Below are 16286 nucleotides of genomic sequence, written 5' to 3'. Positions count from 1 at the left end.
GCTAAGGACGTTCGAGCACCGCGGTGACGCCCTGTCCGCCCGCCGCGCAGATCGAGATGAGGCCGCGCCCGGGCGACCCGCGCTCCGCGAGGAGCTGCGCCAGGGTCCCCACGATCCGTGCCCCGGTCGCGGCGAAGGGATGCCCGGTCGCGAGCGACGACCCGGCCACGTTGAGCCGCGCCCGGTCGATCGTGCCGAGCGGCCCCGCCAGCCGTAGGCGATCCGCACAGAACGCCTTGTCCTCCCAGGCCGCCAGCGTCGCCAGCACCTGGGACGCGAACGCCTCGTGGATCTCGTAGAAGTCGAAGTCGCCGAGGCCGAGTCCGGCCCGCTCCAGCATCCGCGGCACGGCGTAGGCGGGTGCCATGAGCAGCCCGTCCGCGTCGGGCCGGTCGGAGACGAAGTCGACCGCGGCCGTCTCGTACGCGGTCAGGTACGCCAGCGGGGTCAGCCCGTGTGCGGCGGCCCACTCCTCGGAGCCGAGCAGGACCACCGCGGCGCCGTCGGTGAGCGGCGTGGAGTTGCCCGCGGTCATGGTGCCGCCGGGCCCGCCGTAGACGGGCTTGAGCCGGGCCAGCTTCTCCGGGGTGGAGTCGGGCCGCAGGTTCTGGTCGCGGTCCAGGCCGCGATAGGGGCTGACCAGGGGCGCGAAGAAGCCGCGGTCGTAGGCGGCGGCGAGGTTGCGGTGGCTGGCGGCGGCCAACTCGTCCTGCGCGGCCCGCGTGATGCCCCACTGCGCGGCGGTGACGGCGGCGTGCTCGCCCATCGACAGGCCGGTGCGCGGCTCGGCGTTGCGCGGCATGTCGGGCACGACGTGGCGGGGGCGCAGTCCGGCCAGCGCGCGGGCGCGGCCACCGAGGGTCTTCGCGCGGCGGGCGGCGAGCAGGGTGCGGCGCAGCTCGTCGTTGACGCCGAGCGGCGCGTCGCTGGTGGTGTCGGCGCCGCCGGCGATGCCGGAGTCGATCACGCCGAGCGCGATCTTGGCGGCGACCGCGAAGACGGCCTGGAGGCCGGTGCCGCACGCCTGCTGGATGTCGTAGGCGGGGGTGGTCGGGTCGAGGACGGAGCCGAGCACGGTCTCCCGGGCGAGGTTGAAGTCGCGGGCGTGCTTGAGCACCGCCCCCGCCGCGAACTCCCCCACCGTCGCGCGGCCTTCGGCGGGGGCGCCGCCGCCGGCCAGGCCGGTGCGCTCGGCCAGGCCGTTCAGCGCGGCCGTGAGCATGTCCTGGTTGGACGCGGTGGCGTAGGGGCCGTCCGAGCGGGCGAAGGGGATGCGGTGGCCGGCGATGACGGCGACGCGGCGAACGGTATGCATGCGGAACTCCTGAGGGCTCTTGGCCGGAGCGACAACTCACCAGTAGCCTTACCGGCGGTAAACTTACTCCAGAGTAAGGAGAAGGCCAATGGCCGACCGCTATCTCGGCTTCACCGGTACGGCTCCCGGCCGCTTCCTCACCCGGCGCCTCGGGCTGCCGCAGCCGACCGCGCTGCGGCGCTGGTCGGCCGCGACCCCCGAACTCGACGGCCCCGTGCTGCGGTTGACCGCAGGCGAGCCGGCGCCGCCCGCCGCCCCGGGCGACCCGAGGCCGGCCGCGGTGGTGCTGGACGCGACGGGCGTCACCGAACCGGCCGGGCTGCGGGCGGTCCGCGACAGCCTTCACCCGCTGGTGCGTTCGCTGGCCGCGTGCGGCCGGGTGGTGGTGCTCGGCGCCCGGCCGGACCACGCCGACGTCCACCAGGCCGCCGCCCAGCAGGCGTTGGAGGGCTTCGTCCGCTCGCTCGGCAAGGAGATCGGCCGGGGCAGGACCGTACAGCTGGTCCGGCTCGCGCCCGGCGCCGCCGCCGACTCCACGCTGGAGTTCCTGCTCTCGCCCAAGTCGGCGTACGTCAGCGGGCAGGTGATCGAGGTCGGCCCGGAGGTGGGCGGGCCGACCACCGGAGATGCCGAAGCGACCGGCGCGGCCTCCGCCCGGGACGGGGCCGCGGGGACGGGCCGCAAGCGTACGGCGCTGGTCACCGGGGCGGCCCGCGGCATCGGCGCGGCGGTCGCGGCCACGCTCGCCAGGGACGGCGCCCACGTGATCTGCCTGGACGTACCGCAGGCGGCCGACGCACTCGCCGAGACCGCGGCCCGGATCGGCGGCACCGCGCTGACCGTGGACATCACCGCGCCCGACGCCGCCGAGCGGATCGCGGCCGCGGTGCCCGGCGGCCTGGACGTGCTGGTGCACAACGCCGGCATCACCCGCGACCGCAAGCTCGCCAACATGGCCGCCGAGGGCTGGGACGCGGTGATCGAGGTCAACCTCGGCAGCGTGCTGCGCGTCACCGACCACCTGCTGAAGGCCGGCGTGGTCCGCCCGCACGGCCGGATCGTCGGCACCGCGTCCATCGCCGGCATCGCGGGCAACGTCGGCCAGACCAACTACGCCGCCTCCAAGGCCGGCATCATCGGCTTCGTCCGCGCGCTGGCCGCCGCCCCCGAGGTGCGCGAGCGCGGCATCACCGTCAACGCGGTCGCCCCCGGCTTCATCGAGACGCGGATGACCGCCGCCGTACCGCTGTTCATCCGCGAGGCCGGGCGGCGGATGAACTCGCTCGGCCAGGGCGGGCAGCCGCAGGACGTCGCCGAGACCGTGGCCTGGTTCGCGGCGGCCGGCTCCGGCGGCGTCACCGGCCAGGTCGTCCGCGTCTGCGGCCAGTCCCTGCTGGGGGCGTGAGATGGCGCTGCTGCTCACCCTGGGGCGCGGCGCGCTGACCGGCATCGGCAAGAAGCCCTCGGCCGGCGCCGCGCTGCCGCACCGGCGGCTGACCGAGCCGGACGTACGGATCGACCCGGCGCGGATGGCCCGGTACGCGGAGGTCTGCGGCTACTCCCCCGCGGCCGACCGGGTGCCGCTCACCTACCCGCACATCCTCGGATTCCCGCTCGCCGCGCGCATCATGGCCGCGCGGGACTTCCCGCTGCCGCTGATGGGCCTGGTGCACACCTCGATCCAGATCGCCGCGCAGCGGCCCCTCACCAGCCGGGACCGGCCCGAGATCGCCGTCCACGCCGAGGAGTTGCGGCCGCATCGGCGCGGCACGGAAGTGGTGTTCGTCACGGAGGCCCTGCTCGGCGGGGAGCCGGTGTGGACCGACCGCAGTACGTATCTGGCCCGGCACGCCACCGGCCGCCCGCAGGAGCCGCGGGCCGACCGCGCCCCCGAAGCCGAGCTGCCCGCGGTCGAGGAGTGGCGGCTGCCGGCCGACCTCGGGCGCCGCCACGCCCGTGTCTCCGGGGACTACAACCCGATCCACCTGCACGCCTGGACGGCCCGGCCGCTCGGCTTCCCCCGCGCGATCGCCCACGGGATGTGGACCGTCGCCCGCAGTGTCGCTGCGCTCGGCTTGAGCGAGACGGTGCGCGCGGAATTCCGCGCTCCGGTGCCGCTGCCCTCCACGGTCACCTTCGCGGCTTCCGGACCACGGTTCGAGGTGCGCTCACGGCGGGGTCTCCACGTTTCCGGGGCAGGCTGACCCCCCGGGGTGCCCCTGCCTGCCGGTTCAGGGACCACCTGCCGGTGGGGGGTTGCCCGCGCAGTTCCCCGCGCCCCTGGATGGTGCACCTCTTCCGCGGCGGCCGGCCACAACAGGGGCGCGGGGAACTGCGCGACAAGCCACCGCGGACCGCAAGGTCCCGTATCGCAGCGAACGAGGCACCCCGGAGGGCCGGGGGCACCCCAGGGAGTCAGGTACCCCAGGGCCTCAGGGCACCCAAGGACTCCCCTCAAGAAGGTTGCCGAGCCCGGCCCACGCGAAGTTCATCAACGTCGCGGCCGTCTCCAGCCCGTCCGGCGAGGACCCCGCAAGGGACTCCGCCGCACCGACGAGCGCGAGCGCCAGCGCCCGCACCTCGCGTTCGGCCAGCGCCGGCCCGCAGGGCGCCCCGCGCGCGGCGGAACCGATCAACGCGGTGACGAAGTCGACGAGCTCCGCCCGCATCGCGGCGACCTCGTCGCCGGAGGGAGCGCCCCCGCTGCGGGCCTGGCCGTAGAGAAGGTTCCAGCCGTCGGGATGTTCGGCGGTGTACCGGAAGAACCCGAGCAGCCCGGACCACAGTTGGCGGTCAGGGGCGGCACCGGTCTCGACGGACGCGCGCACCGCCGCGCTGAGCGCCTGGGCCTCGCGCCGTACGCACGCGGTGAACAGCTCGTCCTTGGAGTTGAGGTAGAGGTAGACCAGCGGCTTGCTGACGCCCGCCGCGACGGCGATCTCGTCCATGGAGGTGGCGCGGTAGCCGCGGCGGGCGAAGACGGCCACGGCCGCGTCCAGCATCTGCCGCTCGCGGACCGCCCTCGGCACGCGCTGCGCGCGCTTGCCCTGGGTCCCCACCGGCGCCACCCTCCCCCGTGCTCAGTGGTCGGTCGCGGGGACCGGCCGGTCAGGCGGCGTGCGGCTTCCCGCCGTGCGTGACCTCGCGGGCCTCGTCGTCGGCGTCGTCCTCCTGGCCCGCGGCGGCGGCCAGGTTGAGCCGGGTGCGCTCGACCCGGCTGGAGACCTGGGCGGCGGCCTGCTCACGGGCGCCGCGCAGCAGCACGAAGCTCAGCGGCGCGGAGACGATCAGCGCGAGCAGGGCGACCCACAGGTAGTTCGAGTTCCCGAGCCCGGCCGGCAGGATGTGCAGCCGGACCAGGCCCCAGATGACCACGAAGCTGCCGACGATGAGGCCGAAGCGCATTGCGGTGTATCGGAGCATGCGTCCAGTGAAGCACGCCCCGATCCCGGCCCTCGGCCCACCCCCGCCTCCCCGCTCCGCGCTCCGCGCTCCTAGGACAGGGGCAGCAGCATGAAGACGTCGTCGCGGTCGTCGTCCGGGGCGACCCGGATCGCGTTGGGCACCCGGCCCACCTCCTTGTAGCCGCAGGAGGCGTAGAAGCGTTCGAGGCCGAGGCCGCCGCGGCAGGTCAGCCGGATCGCCTCGACCCCGCCGAGCCCGCGCGCGGCCCGCTCGGCCTCGGCCAGCAGCGCCCGGCCGTACCCCGCACCCTGGTGGCGCGGGTGGACCATCACCGTGTAGAGCCAGATCCAGTGGGTCATCAGCCGGTGGGAGTTGTACGTGAGGAACGCGGTCGCGGCGACCCGGCCGTCCTCGTCGCGGCCGACGAGCAGCCGGCGCCGCCCCGCCTCGACCTCGGCGAGCGACTCCGCCAGGGACGGCGCGATCTCCCCGGGGGTGACCGGCGGCACGAAGCCGACCGCGCCGCCCGCGTTGCTCACGTCCGCCCACAGCGCGAGTACGCCCTCGCGCAGGTCGTCGTCGATCACCGGATCGAGTACGAAGGTAAGTGCCATAGCAGCAGAGTACCTATTACCCGCTTGTGGCCGCCCGCCGTTTTCCTGTCACCCGCGTCACACCCGCATGGGCTGCGGCGACTCCCGGCGGGAGCCGTCGGGGCCCGGGTACTCGCGGAGGATCTCGTAGCGGGTGTTGCGCTCGACCGGACGGAAGCCCGCGTCCCTGATCAGGTCGAGGATGTCGTCGCGGGTCAGCTTGTTGGGCGTGCCGTAGTCGTCCGCGTCGTGGGTGATCTTGTACTCGACGACCGAGCCGTCCATGTCGTCGGCGCCGTGGTTGAGGGCGAGTTGGGCCGTGGACAGGCCGTGCATCACCCAGAACACCTTCACGTGCGGCACGTTGTCGAACAGCAGCCGGGACACCGCGAAGGTCTTCAGCGCCTCCGCGCCGGTGGCCATGGTGGTGCGGGCCTGGAGGGTGTTGCGGACCTTGCCGTCCTTCATGTCCACGAAGTCGTGCTGGTAGCGCAGCGGGATGAAGACCTGGAACCCGCCGGTCTCGTCCTGGAGTTCGCGCAGCCGCAGCACGTGGTCGACGCGGTGCCGGGGCTCCTCGATGTGGCCGTAGAGCATCGTCGCCGGGGTCTTGAGGCCCTTGGAGTGCGCCAGCCGGTGGATGCGGGACCAGTCCTCCCAGTGGGTGCGGTGGTCCACGATGTGCTGCCGCACCTCCCAGTCGAAGATCTCGGCGCCGCCGCCGGTCAGCGACTCCAGGCCGGCGTCGATCAGTTCGTCGAGGATGTCGGAGGCGGACAGGCCCGAGATCGTCTCGAAGTGGTGGATCTCGGTGGCGGTGAACGCCTTCAGCGAGACCTGCGGCAGCGCCTCCTTGAGCGCCTTCAGCGACCGCGGGTAGTACCGCCACGGCAGCGTCGGGTGCAGGCCGTTGACGATGTGCAGCTCGGTGAGGTTGTCGCCCTCCATGGCCTTGGCCAGCCGGACGGCCTCCTCGATCCGCATCGTGTACGCGTCCTTCTCGCCCGGCTTGCGCTGGAAGGAGCAGTACGCGCACGACGCGGTGCACACGTTCGTCATGTTCAGGTGGCGGTTGACGTTGAAGTGGACCACATCGCCGTTCTTGCGGGTGCGCACCTCGTGCGCGAGGCCGCCCAGCCACGCCAGGTCGTCGGACTCGTAGAGCGCGACCCCGTCCTCACGGGTCAGCCGCTCGCCGGCGTGGACCTTCTCCTCCAGCTCGCGCTTGAGCCCAGCGTCCATGTCTGTGTCTCTCCTCCTACGCGGTTCGGCCCACCCGACGGTACTCCCCCGACCCGCGGCCGGCGGTGGGGGCACCTCCCGGCGCAGCCGGCGGAAGTGCCCCGGTCACACCTCTTCGGGAAGGTGCCCGACCCGGTTCTCCCACTTGGTGGAGAGCACGATGGTGGTACGGGTCCTCGCCACGCCCTTGGTGCCGGACAGCCTGCGGATGGTGTGTTCGAGCCCGTCCACGTCGCCGACCCGGACCTTGAGCATGTACGAGTCGTCGCCCGCGATGAACCAGCAGTCCTCGATCTCGTCCAGGTCCGACAGCCGCCGGGCCACCTCCTCGTGGTCGGCGGCGTCCGACAGCTGGAGCCCGACCAGCGCGGTCACCCCCAGGCCCATCGCGGCAGGGGCGACGGTCGCGCGGTAACCGGTGATCACGCCAGCCTGCTCCAGGCGGTTGATCCGATCGGTGACGCTCGGCCCGGACAGACCGACGAGCCGGCCCAGCTCGGCGTAGGACGCCCGGCCGTTCTCGCGCAACGCCTGAATGAGCTGCCTGTCCACCGCGTCCATCGGATTGGACCCTCCCGTTCGCCTGGTGACTGCGCTGTCAGGACACGAATCTAAGGCATGAAACGGTTCTTGCCCTGCGCATCTACACTTCGATGCCGCCGAACGACCCGTCGGAAGGCCCGTCGGACGTCCCGTCGGAAGATCCGTGCGGTGTCCCGCCCGACGCCCCGTCCCGCTCGCCCGACGCACCGCCGAGCTCGCCCGTCCACCGCCGGTACAACCGGTGCGGCACGCCCGCCGCGTCCAGCACCCGCCCGGCCACGAAGTCCACCAGTTCCTGCGCCGTGGTGCCGCCGGCGTAGAACGCCGGTGAGGCGGGCAGCACCACCGCGCCCGCGTCGGCCAACGCGGTGAGCTGGCGCAGCGTCTGACCGCTCAACGGGGTCTCGCGCACCGCGACCACCAGCGGCCTGCGCTCCTTGAGCGTGACGCTCGCCGCGCGCTGCAACAGGTCCTTGGACAGGCCCAGCGCCACCCCGGCCACGCACGCGGTGCTGGCCGGCACGATCAGCATGCCCTTGGCCGGATACGAACCCGAGGACGGCCCGGCCGCGAGGTCGCCCGCGGGCCAGTACCGTACGGCCGCCAGGTCGGGGCCGGGGGCGAAGGCGTCCGGACGGCCGTCGGCGCCGCGGGCCAGCCACCGCGCCAGGTCCTCCCGCCAGTGCGCGTCCCGCACCGCCGCCCCGGTCTCGTCGAGCAGGGTCAGCCGGGCGGCCCGGCTGACCACCAGGTCCACACTCTCGCCGGCGGCCAGCAGCGCGCGCAGCACCGCCGCCGCGTACGGCGTGCCCGAGGCGCCGGAGACGCCGACGATCCACGGGGTGCGCCCACCGCGCCCCGGCGCACCGCCGCCCACGCCCACGCCCACGCCTGCGCCCGCGCCCCGGCCGGCGTCCGCGTCCGTCACGCCGTCCCTGCCGCCCACGTTGTCCAGCTCGTCCCGGTCCGCGTCCTCCACGCGGTCGAGCGTAGCCGCGACCTGCGGAAGGCGCCGACCCGGGCAGGTTCGCCCGGGTCTCCCCCGGTACGGACGGTTCCGGCCGATCGGCCCGAGCGGGACGGGAACCGCAGACGGTGTCGGCGGCGTCGTGCACACTGGAGAGCACTGAACCACGTGGGGACGTGGCGGGATTGGGGGGATTCGGTGGCGTACGGACGCATCGCGGCGTACACCGGCCGCGGGGGGGCACTGCTCGCGCCGCTGCGCGCCCGTGACCGGACCACGTCCGCCACGGCCGGCGACCGGCTCGCCTCCGCCGCAGTGCTGATGGTGGCCTGGGTGGCGCTGCTGTGGGCCCTGGAGGTCGTCGACATGACGACCGGCCACCGGCTGGACAGCCTCGGCGTCCAGCCGCGCAGGGCCGGCGAGTTGGTGGACATCGTCCCCTCGGCTTTCATCCACTTCGGCTACGGGCACGTGGCGTCCAACACCCTGCCGCTGCTGGTGCTCGGCTTCATCGCCGCGCTGCGGGGCATCGGCCGCTTCCTGGGCGTGGCCTTCGCCGTCATCGTCATCGACGGGCTCGGCGTCTGGGCGTTCTCCCCCGCGCACACCAACACCGCGGGCGCGTCCGGCCTGATCTTCGGCCTGTTCAGCTATCTGCTGGTGCGCGGCTTCGTCGACCGCCGCGCGCTGGAGTTGGTGGTGGGCCTGCTCGTCGGGGCGTACTACGGCACCTCCATCCTGTGGGGCGTGCTGCCGGTGCACACCGGCGTCTCCTGGCAGGGCCATCTCTTCGGCCTCGTCGGCGGGGTGGCCGCGGCCTACCTGTTCCGTGAACGGCCGGCCGAGGTACGGGCCGGCGAACCACCGTACGGCGGCTGAGCGGTTGCCGGATTCCGGCAACCAACCGGCCGGCAACTCGCCCTGAACAACCCGGGTGATTCCACAGCGCCCGCACAGTTACGCTTCTGCTCCAGCTCGTCCACTTACCCACCCCTTTCCTAGGAGTTCGTCATCATCAGCATGCGCAAGGGCCTCGCCGCCGCCGGAGTGGTGGCCCTCATATCCGCCGGGTCCGCAGCGTGCGGTGCGGACAGCCCCGCCTCGCCCCAGGGAAAGGTGAGCGACGCCTTCCAGAAACTCGGCAAGCAGAACACCGTCTCCGTCGACCTGGGCTTCAGCGGCACCTCCGCCCAGATCTACTCGGCCATGAAGAACGAGGACGGCTTCACGCAGGCCGACGCCGACCTGCTCGCCTCGCTGCACGTCACGATCGGCGGCAGCTCGCAGCAGTCGCTGAACCTGCTCGGCAAGAGCTTCGGCAAGGGCGCGGACGCCACCAAGGGCTCCTCCGCGGGCTTCCTGCTCTCCACCGACGGCCCGAGCGGCAAGAAGCTGATCGAGGTGCGCATGGTCGACCAGAAGGTCTACCTGCGGGCCGACATCCAGGGCCTGGAGAAGCTCGACACCAGCAAGTCCGACGGCGACTCCATCAACCAGTTCAACGAGCAGTACCTCAACGGCCTGACCAGCACGCCCGGTTCGGTGGGGTCGGCGCTCAAGGGCAAGTGGGTCAGCATCGACCCGACGGTGTGGAGCGCGTTCGTCAAGAGCGCCCTCGCCGCCCAGGGCGCGGACAGCGGTTCCGGCTCGACCACCCCGACGCTCGACCCGCAGACCCAGAACCAGATCGTCACCTCGCTGCGCGCCGCGCTGACGAAGGACGCCACCTTCGCCGACGCCGGCAAGAAGGGCGGCGCCGACCACATCACGGTCACCGTGCCCGCGCAGCAGTTCGCGAAGGACGTGGCCACGGGCGTCACCCCGGCGCTCAAGCAGATCCCCGGCATGAAGCAGTCCGACCTGGACAGCCTGCAGAAGGCCGAGGGCGTGCCGAACAAGAAGGTCGCGGCCGACGTCGCCATCAAGGACGGCAAGATCGAGTCGATCACCTTCGACATCCACCAGTTGGACAGCCAGTCCACCGGCCCGCTGCCGCTGACCATCGGGTTCAAGGGCAGCGCGGCGCCGATCTCCGCGCCGAGCGGCGCGGTCGCGCTCAACCCGCAGGACGTGGTGAGCGCGATCATGAAGCAGTTCGGCGGCGACGGCTCGGACAACTCGATGTTCTGAGCGCGGCCCCACCCGCGCCGCACGACGCCCGCCCGGTGAGGCGTGCCGTGCGGCGCGGGCCGCGAGACGCGTGACACAGGACGGCGACGGCCCCGGCGGATCACACCCTCCCGCCGGGGCCGTTCACATGTCCGTCTGCCCGCTACCAGCCCAGGCCGCGCGCGATCAGGTCGAAGAGCGCGAAGACGAAGAGCGTGATGCCGATGACGCCGTTCACCGTGAAGAACGCCCGGTTCAGCCGGCTCAGGTCGTGCGGCTTGACGATCGAGTGCTCGTAGACGAACGCGCCGGCCACGATCGCCATGCCTACCCACCAGAAGCCGCCCGCGCCGGTCGTGGCGCCGTACCAGACCAGCAGCGCGGTGGTGATCACATGGCAGACCCGCGCCCCGTACAGCGCCGCCGGGATGCCGAACCGGGCCGGCACCGACTTCACGCCGTGCGCCCGGTCCGCGGCCACGTCCTGGCTGCCGAAGATCAGGTCGAACCCGCCGATCCACACCCCGACCGCCAGACCCAGCACGACCGCGTGCCAGTCCCAGGAGCCGGTCACCGCAAGCCACGCGCCGATCGGCCCCATCGCCTGCGCGACACCCAGGATCGCGTGCGGGAAGTTGGTGAACCGCTTGCCGTACGGGTAGACCACCATCGGCACCACCGCGACCGGCGCCAGCGCCAGGCACAGCGGGTTGAGCAGCGCGGCGGCGCCGAGGAAGACCACCACGGCCGCCAGCGCCCCGGTCCACGCCGAGCGCACCGACAGCGCGCCGGTGACCAGTTCGCGCTTGGCGGTGCGCGGGTTGCGGGCGTCGATCTCCCGGTCGATGATCCGGTTGCAGGCCATCGCGAAGGTCCGCAGGCCCACCATCGCCACCGTCACCAGCAGCAGTTGGCGCCAGTGCACGCTGTGGCTCTCGCGGAACATCGCGGTCAGCGCGGCGATGTACGCGAACGGCAGCGCGAAGACCGAGTGCTCGATCATCACCAGCCGCAGAAAGGCCCGCACCCTGCTGTCGGGCCGCGGCTCCGACTCGAACAGATCCGGCGTCGTGGCGCTCACAGCTCGTCTCCGCTCTCTCCCAGCGCTGCCGCCCGGGAGGTACCCCCACCGCCCGCTCGGCACGAAAGTGCGGGTCTCGTCTTCGGCAGCCGCCCGGCGGCCTCGCGTGCGTCGCTCACCATCCGTACTCCTTCCACCGTTTCGTCACGAGCTCCGCCGTCTGCGGGTCGGAGAGCACCATCTCCGGCCAGCCGCCGTCACGGGTGTAGCCCTCCTCCGGCAGCTTACGGGTCGCGTCGATGCCGGCCTTGCCGCCCCAGAACTGCTGGTACGACGAGTGGTCGAGATGGTCGACCGGGCCCTCCACCACCGTCAGGTCGCGGGAGTAGTCGGTGTTGCCGAACGCCCGCCAGGCCACCTCGTGCAGGTCGTGCACATCGCAGTCGGCGTCCACCACCACGATCAGCTTGGTGAGCGACATCATGTGGGCGCCCCACACCGCGTGCATCGTCTTCTGCGCGTGCTTGGGGTACTTCTTGTCGATGGAGACGATCGCGCAGTTGTGGAAGCCGCCCGCCTCCGGCAGGTGGTAGTCCACGATGTCCGGCACGATGATCTTCAGCAGCGGCAGGAAGAACCGCTCGGTGGCCCGCCCCAGCGGCCCGTCCTCGGTCGGCGGGCGGCCGACCACGATCGACTGGAACACCGGCCGCTTCCGCATCGTCACGCAGTCGATGGTCAGCGCCGGGAACGGCTCCTGCGGGGTGTAGAAGCCGGTGTGGTCGCCGAACGGCCCCTCCGGCAGCGTCTTCCCGGGCTCCAGCCAGCCCTCCAGCACCACCTCGGCGTGCGCGGGCACCTGGAGCGGCACCGTCTTGCAGTCCACCATCTCCACCCGCTTGCCCTGCACGAACCCGGCGAACAGGTACTCGTCGATGTCGCCGGGCAGCGGCGCGGTCGAGGCGTAGGTCACCGCGGGCGGGCAGCCGAACGCGATCGCCACCGGCAGCCGCTCGCCGCGCCGCTGGGCGACCTGGTAGTGGTTGCGGCTGTCCTTGTGGATCTGCCAGTGCATCCCGATGGTGCGCCGGTCGTGCCGCTGGAGCCGGTACAGGCCGAGGTTGCGCACCCCGCTGACCGGGTCCTTGGTGTGGGTCAGGCCGAGGTTGAAGAAGGACCCGCCGTCCTGCGGCCAGGTGAACAGCGCGGGCAGCCGGTCCAGGTCCACGTCCTCGCCGGTGAGCACGACCTCCTGCACCGGGCCGTCCTTCACCTTCTTCGGCGGCACGTGCACCATCCCGGCGAGCTTGCCGAACGCCTCCCGCACGCCGACGAACCCGTGCGGCAGCTCCGGTTTGAGCAGCCCGCCGATCTTCTCCCCGATGTCGGCGTACGACGTCAGGCCCAGCGCCTTCAGCAGCCGCCGGTCGGTGCCGTACACGTTCATCGCCAGCGGGGCGAGCGAGCCGCGCACGTTCTCGAAGAGCAGCGCGGGGCCACCGGCCTTGTTCACCCGGTCGGTGATCTCCCCGACTTCGAGGTACGGGTCCACCTCGGCGGTGATCCGCTTGAGGTCGCCGTCCTTCTCCAGTGCCCTCAGCAGCGAGCGGAGATCGTCGTAAGCCATGCGGTCAGTCTTCCACCCCGTGGCGGCGGTACGCGGCCGAGCCGCCGGACGCCGGACGCCAGGACGTAACCTGGGTGGGGTCAAGGATTGGTCAACATGGTGCCGGGGTTCTCGAAATGACGCGCTACATGCCGTTCCTGCTGGTGATCGCGGTATGGATATACGCGTTCGTGGACTGCCTCGGCACGCCGGACCGGCAGGTGCGCGGCCTGCCGAAGGTGGTCTGGCTGCTGATCGTGCTCTTCTTCGGCGAGATCCTGATCGGCCCGCTGGCCTGGCTGGCGCTGGGCAAGCGGCGGGTGCCGGGCCCGCGCGGCGCGGTCCGGCCCACGTGGGGGCCTGAGCTGTCCCGCCCGGCCGAGCGCCGGCCGCTGGACGGCCAGTTGCTCGAGGCACCGCGGGAGGACTGGGTGCCGCCGGACGACAACCCCGAGTTCCTGCGCTCGCTCGCCGAGCTGAACCGGCAGAAGCGCGGGGACGGCACGGCCCCCTCCCCCGAAGGCGAGTGAGCCGTACCGTCCCGATGAGCGGTACGCCGCGAGGCGAGCTTCGTCACACCCCGGCGTAGGAGTGCTTGCCGGTCACGAAGATGTTCACGCCGTAGTAGTTGAACAGGAAGCACGCGAAGGCGACCAGCGCCAGGTACGCGGCCTTGCGGCCCTTCCACCCGGCGGTCGCGCGGGCGTGCAGGTAACCGGCGTACACCACCCACGTGATGAACGACCAGGTCTCCTTCGGGTCCCACTCCCAGTAGTGGCCCCACGCGGCCTGCGCCCAGATCGCGCCCGCGATGATGGTGAACGTCCACAGCGGGAAGACCAGCGCGTTCATCCGGTACGCGAACTTGTCCAGGCTCGCGGCGGCCGGCAGCCGCCGCATGATGTCGCCCCAGCGGTTGTCCTGCGCCCGCCCGGCCAGCAGCGCCATCTCGTAGTGGTCGCGGAACAGGTAGAGCAGCGTGCCGACGGCCGCGAGGTAGAACACCGCGCCGGAGATGATCGCGCAGGACACGTGAATCCACAGCCAGTACGAGTGCAGCGCCGGCACCAGCTGCTCGCTGGAGGTGTAGAGCACCGACAGCGCCAGGCCCAGGTCGAGCAGCACCGACGTGGTCAGGAAGAGCCCGATCCAGCGGACGTTCTTCTTCAGCACCAGCAGCAGCAGGTACGCGCCGACCGCCACCGCGCCGAACGTGGTGGAGAACTCGTACATGTTGCCCCACGGCGCGCGCTGCACCGAGGCGGCCCGGAAGGCGACGCCGCTGACGTGCAGCAGCCACGCCAGGGCGGTGAAGGAGATCGCGATCCTGCCGTACAGGTCGCCCTTGTCGTTGTCGCCCGCGGCGCCCGGGCCGTCCGCGATGTCGCGGTCGCTGGCGGAGGAGCGGGTGACGACCTTGGGGCGCTCCAGCGTGGTGGTGCCGCCTGCCGAGCGCACCGCCACCGCGGGCACGGCCGCGTCCTGGGCCGCCTCCCGGGTGAGCGCGGCCGACTGCACGGCGATCTTGCTGCGGCCGCCGAAGACCCACTCCGCGAGGTGCGCGAGGAAGGCCAGCGCGTACACGAACATGGCCGAGCGGATCAGGTAGTTGCTGTAGTTCGCGAAGTTCTCGTTGACCGCGGCCGCGAGGTTCACGCGCGGGCTCCTTCGTCGTCGGGCGGGGTTTGCGGTTCGTCGGGGGCGTTCGAGGCGCCGGACCCGGATACGGTCCCGGGTGTGGCCTCGTCGGCGGTATCGGAGGGGCGCTCGGACGCGGGCCCGGTGGCCGGATCGGCAGCGGAGTCGTCGGCCGGCTCGGGGTCGTCGGTCCGCGCGGCGGCGGATCTGACCGGGGCGGCCGGTTGGAGCTGGTCGACGAGTTCGCCCAACTCGTCGGCGATCCTGGCCGACTCGCTGCGGCCGAGGCCGCCCATCTCGACCAGGGTGCCGCGGTCGGACGGCACCGCCCGCACCCAGATCCGGCGCCGCTGGATGAACAGCGACCCCATCAGGCCGAGGATCGCGACGATGCCGCTGACCAGTGCCAGCTCGTTGCCGGACTGGTGGGAGATGCTGAAGCTGGCCCAGCGCTTGACCCCGTCGAACTCCAGGGTGCCGGCGCCGCCGGGCAGGTCCATGGAGTCGCCCGGGCCGAGCGCGACGCCGTTCACACCGGTCTTGGTGTTCAGCTTGAACTGCTTCATGTGCGTGGTGTCGAGCTGGTAGACGTTCTGCGCGATGCCGGAGTCCAGGCCGAGGTCGCCGTGGTAGGCGTTGAGCCACAGGATCGGCTGCAGTTCGCCGGGGAAGAGCGACATCGGGCCGCGCGAGGTGTCACCGGTCGGCGTGAAGTAGCCCTCGAACGCGAGCTGGTCGGGCTTGCCGTTCTTGCCCATCGCGTCCGGGACCTTGATCACACCGGTCGAGGTCAGGTTGGCGTCCTGCGGCAGGAACGGCACCGGGCCCTGGTAGGCGACATTGCCCTGGGCGTCCTTGACGGTGACCACGGGCGCGTAGCCGTGCGAGATCAGGTACACCTTCTCGCCGCCGATGTTCAGCGGGTGGTTGGTGGAGATCGTGCCCTTCGTGGTGTGCGCGCCGCTGGTGCCGCTCCAGTAGTGGATGTTCGCCTGGAACTTCAGCGCGGTGCCGCGCTCCGGGCCGCTGGTGGCGTACTGGTCGTCGAAGCTGTCCAGCGTGAAGCCGAACGGCTTGAGGTCGTCGGCGCCGTAGAGCGTGCCACCGGAGAAGTCGTCGTACTGGGTGAGGTTGTTGACGAAGCCGTCCTGGCCCTCGACGACCAGCTTGCCGCCGGACGCCGCGTTCAGCGAGGTCCAGGCGAAGCCGATCAGCAGGCCGAACAGGGCCACGTGGAAGCAGAGGTTGCCGGCCTCCCGCAGATAGCCCTTCTCGGCGGCCACCGAGGTGCCGGTGGCGTTGACCCGGAACCGCCGCCCGCGCAGCGCCTTCCGGGCCGCCTGCGCGACCTGCTCCGGGCTCGCGTCGGTGTGCCAGGTGCTGTACGCGGGCAGCCGGACCAGGTGCCGGGGCGCGGCCGGCGGCTTGGCCCGCAGCTGCCCGACGAACTGCCAGCTGCGCGGCACGATGCAGCCGGCCAGCGAGATGAACAGCAGTATGTAGATCGCCGAGAACCACGGCGAACCGTAGACGTGGAACAGGTCCAGCTTGGAGTACAGCGGGCTGATGTCCGGGTGCGCCTTCTTGAACGCCGCGACCTTCAGCTCGTCGCTGTGCTGCGGGATCAGCGAGCCGGGGATCGCGGCCAGCGACAGCATGAAGAGCAGGATCAGCGCGATCCGCATCGAGGTGAGCTGCCGCCACATCCAGCGCAGCCAGCCGAGCACGCCGAGCGAGGGCCCGCTGGCCAGGGTGTCCACCGGCTGGGTGGACAGTTGCGCGCCCGCGGCACCGAGGCCGTCCTCGCCGCCGGTCCCCTCTTCCTGGATGCCGGGGTCCCGGTCCTC

16 protein-coding genes are annotated in these 16286 nt (G+C 72.1%); 5 read left to right on the top strand and 11 right to left on the bottom strand.

The genetic code is table 11. The features are described 5' to 3' along the window. Position 1 precedes the first annotated feature (1 nt). The gene (locus AB0399_RS03765) at positions 2-1315 is read right to left on the bottom strand and encodes an acetyl-CoA C-acetyltransferase (RefSeq protein ID WP_366410112.1); all 1314 of its coding nucleotides are present in this window, start codon (positions 1313-1315) and stop codon (positions 2-4) included. An 88-nt stretch (positions 1316-1403) separates the two neighbouring features. Here AB0399_RS03765 and AB0399_RS03760 point away from each other — a divergent pair, with 88 nt between their 5' ends. Both AB0399_RS03760 and AB0399_RS03755 read left to right on the top strand, forming a co-directional pair. Continuing rightward, the gene (locus AB0399_RS03760) at positions 1404-2720 is read left to right on the top strand and encodes a 3-oxoacyl-ACP reductase (protein ID WP_366410111.1); all 1317 of its coding nucleotides are present in this window, start codon (positions 1404-1406) and stop codon (positions 2718-2720) included. Position 2721: 1 nt separating this feature from the next. Further along, positions 2722-3519: a MaoC/PaaZ C-terminal domain-containing protein gene (locus AB0399_RS03755; RefSeq protein ID WP_366410110.1), complete on the top strand. Its 798-nt coding sequence runs from the start codon at positions 2722-2724 to the stop codon at positions 3517-3519. Between the two features lie 228 nt (positions 3520-3747). On the opposite strand, the gene AB0399_RS03750 is transcribed toward AB0399_RS03755, so the two are convergent. From AB0399_RS03750 to AB0399_RS03725, 6 genes are all read right to left on the bottom strand, one after another. Beyond that, complete coding sequence (locus tag AB0399_RS03750; protein ID WP_366410172.1) at positions 3748-4317, bottom strand: TetR/AcrR family transcriptional regulator; 570 nt, start codon at positions 4315-4317, stop codon at positions 3748-3750. Between the two features lie 106 nt (positions 4318-4423). Further along, positions 4424-4738: a DUF4229 domain-containing protein gene (locus AB0399_RS03745; protein ID WP_366410109.1), complete on the bottom strand. Its 315-nt coding sequence runs from the start codon at positions 4736-4738 to the stop codon at positions 4424-4426. A 71-nt stretch (positions 4739-4809) separates the two neighbouring features. After that, entirely contained in the window at positions 4810-5334 is a 525-nt protein-coding gene (locus tag AB0399_RS03740; RefSeq protein WP_328467795.1) for a GNAT family N-acetyltransferase, read from the bottom strand. Between the two features lie 57 nt (positions 5335-5391). Next, positions 5392-6555 carry an aminofutalosine synthase MqnE gene (gene mqnE / locus AB0399_RS03735; RefSeq protein WP_328467793.1) on the bottom strand — a complete coding sequence of 388 codons (1164 nt, stop codon included), beginning with the start codon at positions 6553-6555 and terminating at the stop codon, positions 5392-5394. 105 nt (positions 6556-6660) lie between these two features. Beyond that, the gene (locus tag AB0399_RS03730; RefSeq protein WP_328467791.1) at positions 6661-7116 is read right to left on the bottom strand and encodes an Lrp/AsnC family transcriptional regulator; all 456 of its coding nucleotides are present in this window, start codon (positions 7114-7116) and stop codon (positions 6661-6663) included. Positions 7117-7198: 82 nt separating this feature from the next. Beyond that, positions 7199-7975, bottom strand: coding sequence for a UbiX family flavin prenyltransferase (locus AB0399_RS03725; RefSeq protein WP_366410171.1), 777 nt, complete (start codon positions 7973-7975; stop codon positions 7199-7201). Between the two features lie 411 nt (positions 7976-8386). Between AB0399_RS03725 and AB0399_RS03720 the strand changes: the two genes are divergently transcribed. Together AB0399_RS03720 and AB0399_RS03715 are read left to right on the top strand one after the other, a co-directional pair. After that, positions 8387-8944 (top strand): rhomboid family intramembrane serine protease, encoded by a 558-nt coding sequence (locus AB0399_RS03720; protein ID WP_329374040.1) that lies wholly within the window; start codon positions 8387-8389, stop codon positions 8942-8944. Positions 8945-9085: 141 nt separating this feature from the next. Then, complete coding sequence (locus tag AB0399_RS03715) at positions 9086-10195, top strand: hypothetical protein (RefSeq protein WP_329365990.1); 1110 nt, start codon at positions 9086-9088, stop codon at positions 10193-10195. A 142-nt stretch (positions 10196-10337) separates the two neighbouring features. Here the strand turns inward: AB0399_RS03715 and mqnP are convergent, their stop codons facing one another. Together mqnP and AB0399_RS03705 are read right to left on the bottom strand one after the other, a co-directional pair. Further along, a complete protein-coding gene (mqnP, locus tag AB0399_RS03710) occupies positions 10338-11255 on the bottom strand; it encodes a menaquinone biosynthesis prenyltransferase MqnP (protein WP_329365991.1) in 918 nt (305 codons plus the stop codon). Between the two features lie 115 nt (positions 11256-11370). Then, positions 11371-12822: a menaquinone biosynthesis decarboxylase gene (locus AB0399_RS03705; RefSeq protein WP_366410108.1), complete on the bottom strand. Its 1452-nt coding sequence runs from the start codon at positions 12820-12822 to the stop codon at positions 11371-11373. Between the two features lie 116 nt (positions 12823-12938). Between AB0399_RS03705 and AB0399_RS03700 the strand changes: the two genes are divergently transcribed. Next, entirely contained in the window at positions 12939-13331 is a 393-nt protein-coding gene (locus AB0399_RS03700) for a PLD nuclease N-terminal domain-containing protein (protein WP_328467781.1), read from the top strand. A gap of 43 nt (positions 13332-13374) precedes the next feature. On the opposite strand, the gene ccsB is transcribed toward AB0399_RS03700, so the two are convergent. Both ccsB and AB0399_RS03690 read right to left on the bottom strand, forming a co-directional pair. Then, positions 13375-14457, bottom strand: a complete 1083-nt coding sequence (gene ccsB / locus AB0399_RS03695) for a c-type cytochrome biogenesis protein CcsB (RefSeq protein ID WP_366410107.1) — start codon at positions 14455-14457, stop codon at positions 13375-13377. Continuing rightward, positions 14454-16268 (bottom strand): cytochrome c biogenesis protein ResB, encoded by a 1815-nt coding sequence (locus AB0399_RS03690; protein WP_366410170.1) that lies wholly within the window; start codon positions 16266-16268, stop codon positions 14454-14456. The genes ccsB and AB0399_RS03690 overlap by 4 nt, the downstream gene beginning before the upstream one ends. Between the last annotated feature and the right edge of the window lie 18 nt (positions 16269-16286).

The sequence above is a fragment of the Streptomyces sp. NPDC088194 genome (assembly GCF_040702025.1).
In the GTDB taxonomy this organism is placed as follows: domain Bacteria; phylum Actinomycetota; class Actinomycetes; order Streptomycetales; family Streptomycetaceae; genus Actinacidiphila.
This window is presented reverse-complemented; position numbering and strand designations above follow the sequence as displayed.

Bases quoted from the DNA above. Each gene is read 5' to 3' on its own strand.
- AB0399_RS03720 (WP_329374040.1), top strand. From the start codon at position 8,387: ATGGTGGCCTGGGTGGCGCTGCTGTGGGCCCTGGAGGTCGTCGACATG.
- AB0399_RS03715 (WP_329365990.1), top strand. From the start codon at position 9,086: ATGCGCAAGGGCCTCGCCGCCGCCGGAGTGGTGGCCCTCATATCCGCC.
- AB0399_RS03760 (WP_366410111.1), top strand. From the start codon at position 1,404: ATGGCCGACCGCTATCTCGGCTTCACCGGTACGGCTCCCGGCCGCTTC.
- AB0399_RS03745 (WP_366410109.1), bottom strand. From the start codon at position 4,738: ATGCTCCGATACACCGCAATGCGCTTCGGCCTCATCGTCGGCAGCTTC.
- AB0399_RS03750 (WP_366410172.1), bottom strand. From the start codon at position 4,317: ATGCTGGACGCGGCCGTGGCCGTCTTCGCCCGCCGCGGCTACCGCGCC.
- mqnE (WP_328467793.1), bottom strand. From the start codon at position 6,555: ATGGACGCTGGGCTCAAGCGCGAGCTGGAGGAGAAGGTCCACGCCGGC.
- AB0399_RS03740 (WP_328467795.1), bottom strand. From the start codon at position 5,334: ATGGCACTTACCTTCGTACTCGATCCGGTGATCGACGACGACCTGCGC.
- AB0399_RS03730 (WP_328467791.1), bottom strand. From the start codon at position 7,116: ATGGACGCGGTGGACAGGCAGCTCATTCAGGCGTTGCGCGAGAACGGC.
- AB0399_RS03755 (WP_366410110.1), top strand. From the start codon at position 2,722: ATGGCGCTGCTGCTCACCCTGGGGCGCGGCGCGCTGACCGGCATCGGC.
- AB0399_RS03705 (WP_366410108.1), bottom strand. From the start codon at position 12,822: ATGGCTTACGACGATCTCCGCTCGCTGCTGAGGGCACTGGAGAAGGAC.
- AB0399_RS03765 (WP_366410112.1), bottom strand. From the start codon at position 1,315: ATGCATACCGTTCGCCGCGTCGCCGTCATCGCCGGCCACCGCATCCCC.
- AB0399_RS03700 (WP_328467781.1), top strand. From the start codon at position 12,939: ATGACGCGCTACATGCCGTTCCTGCTGGTGATCGCGGTATGGATATAC.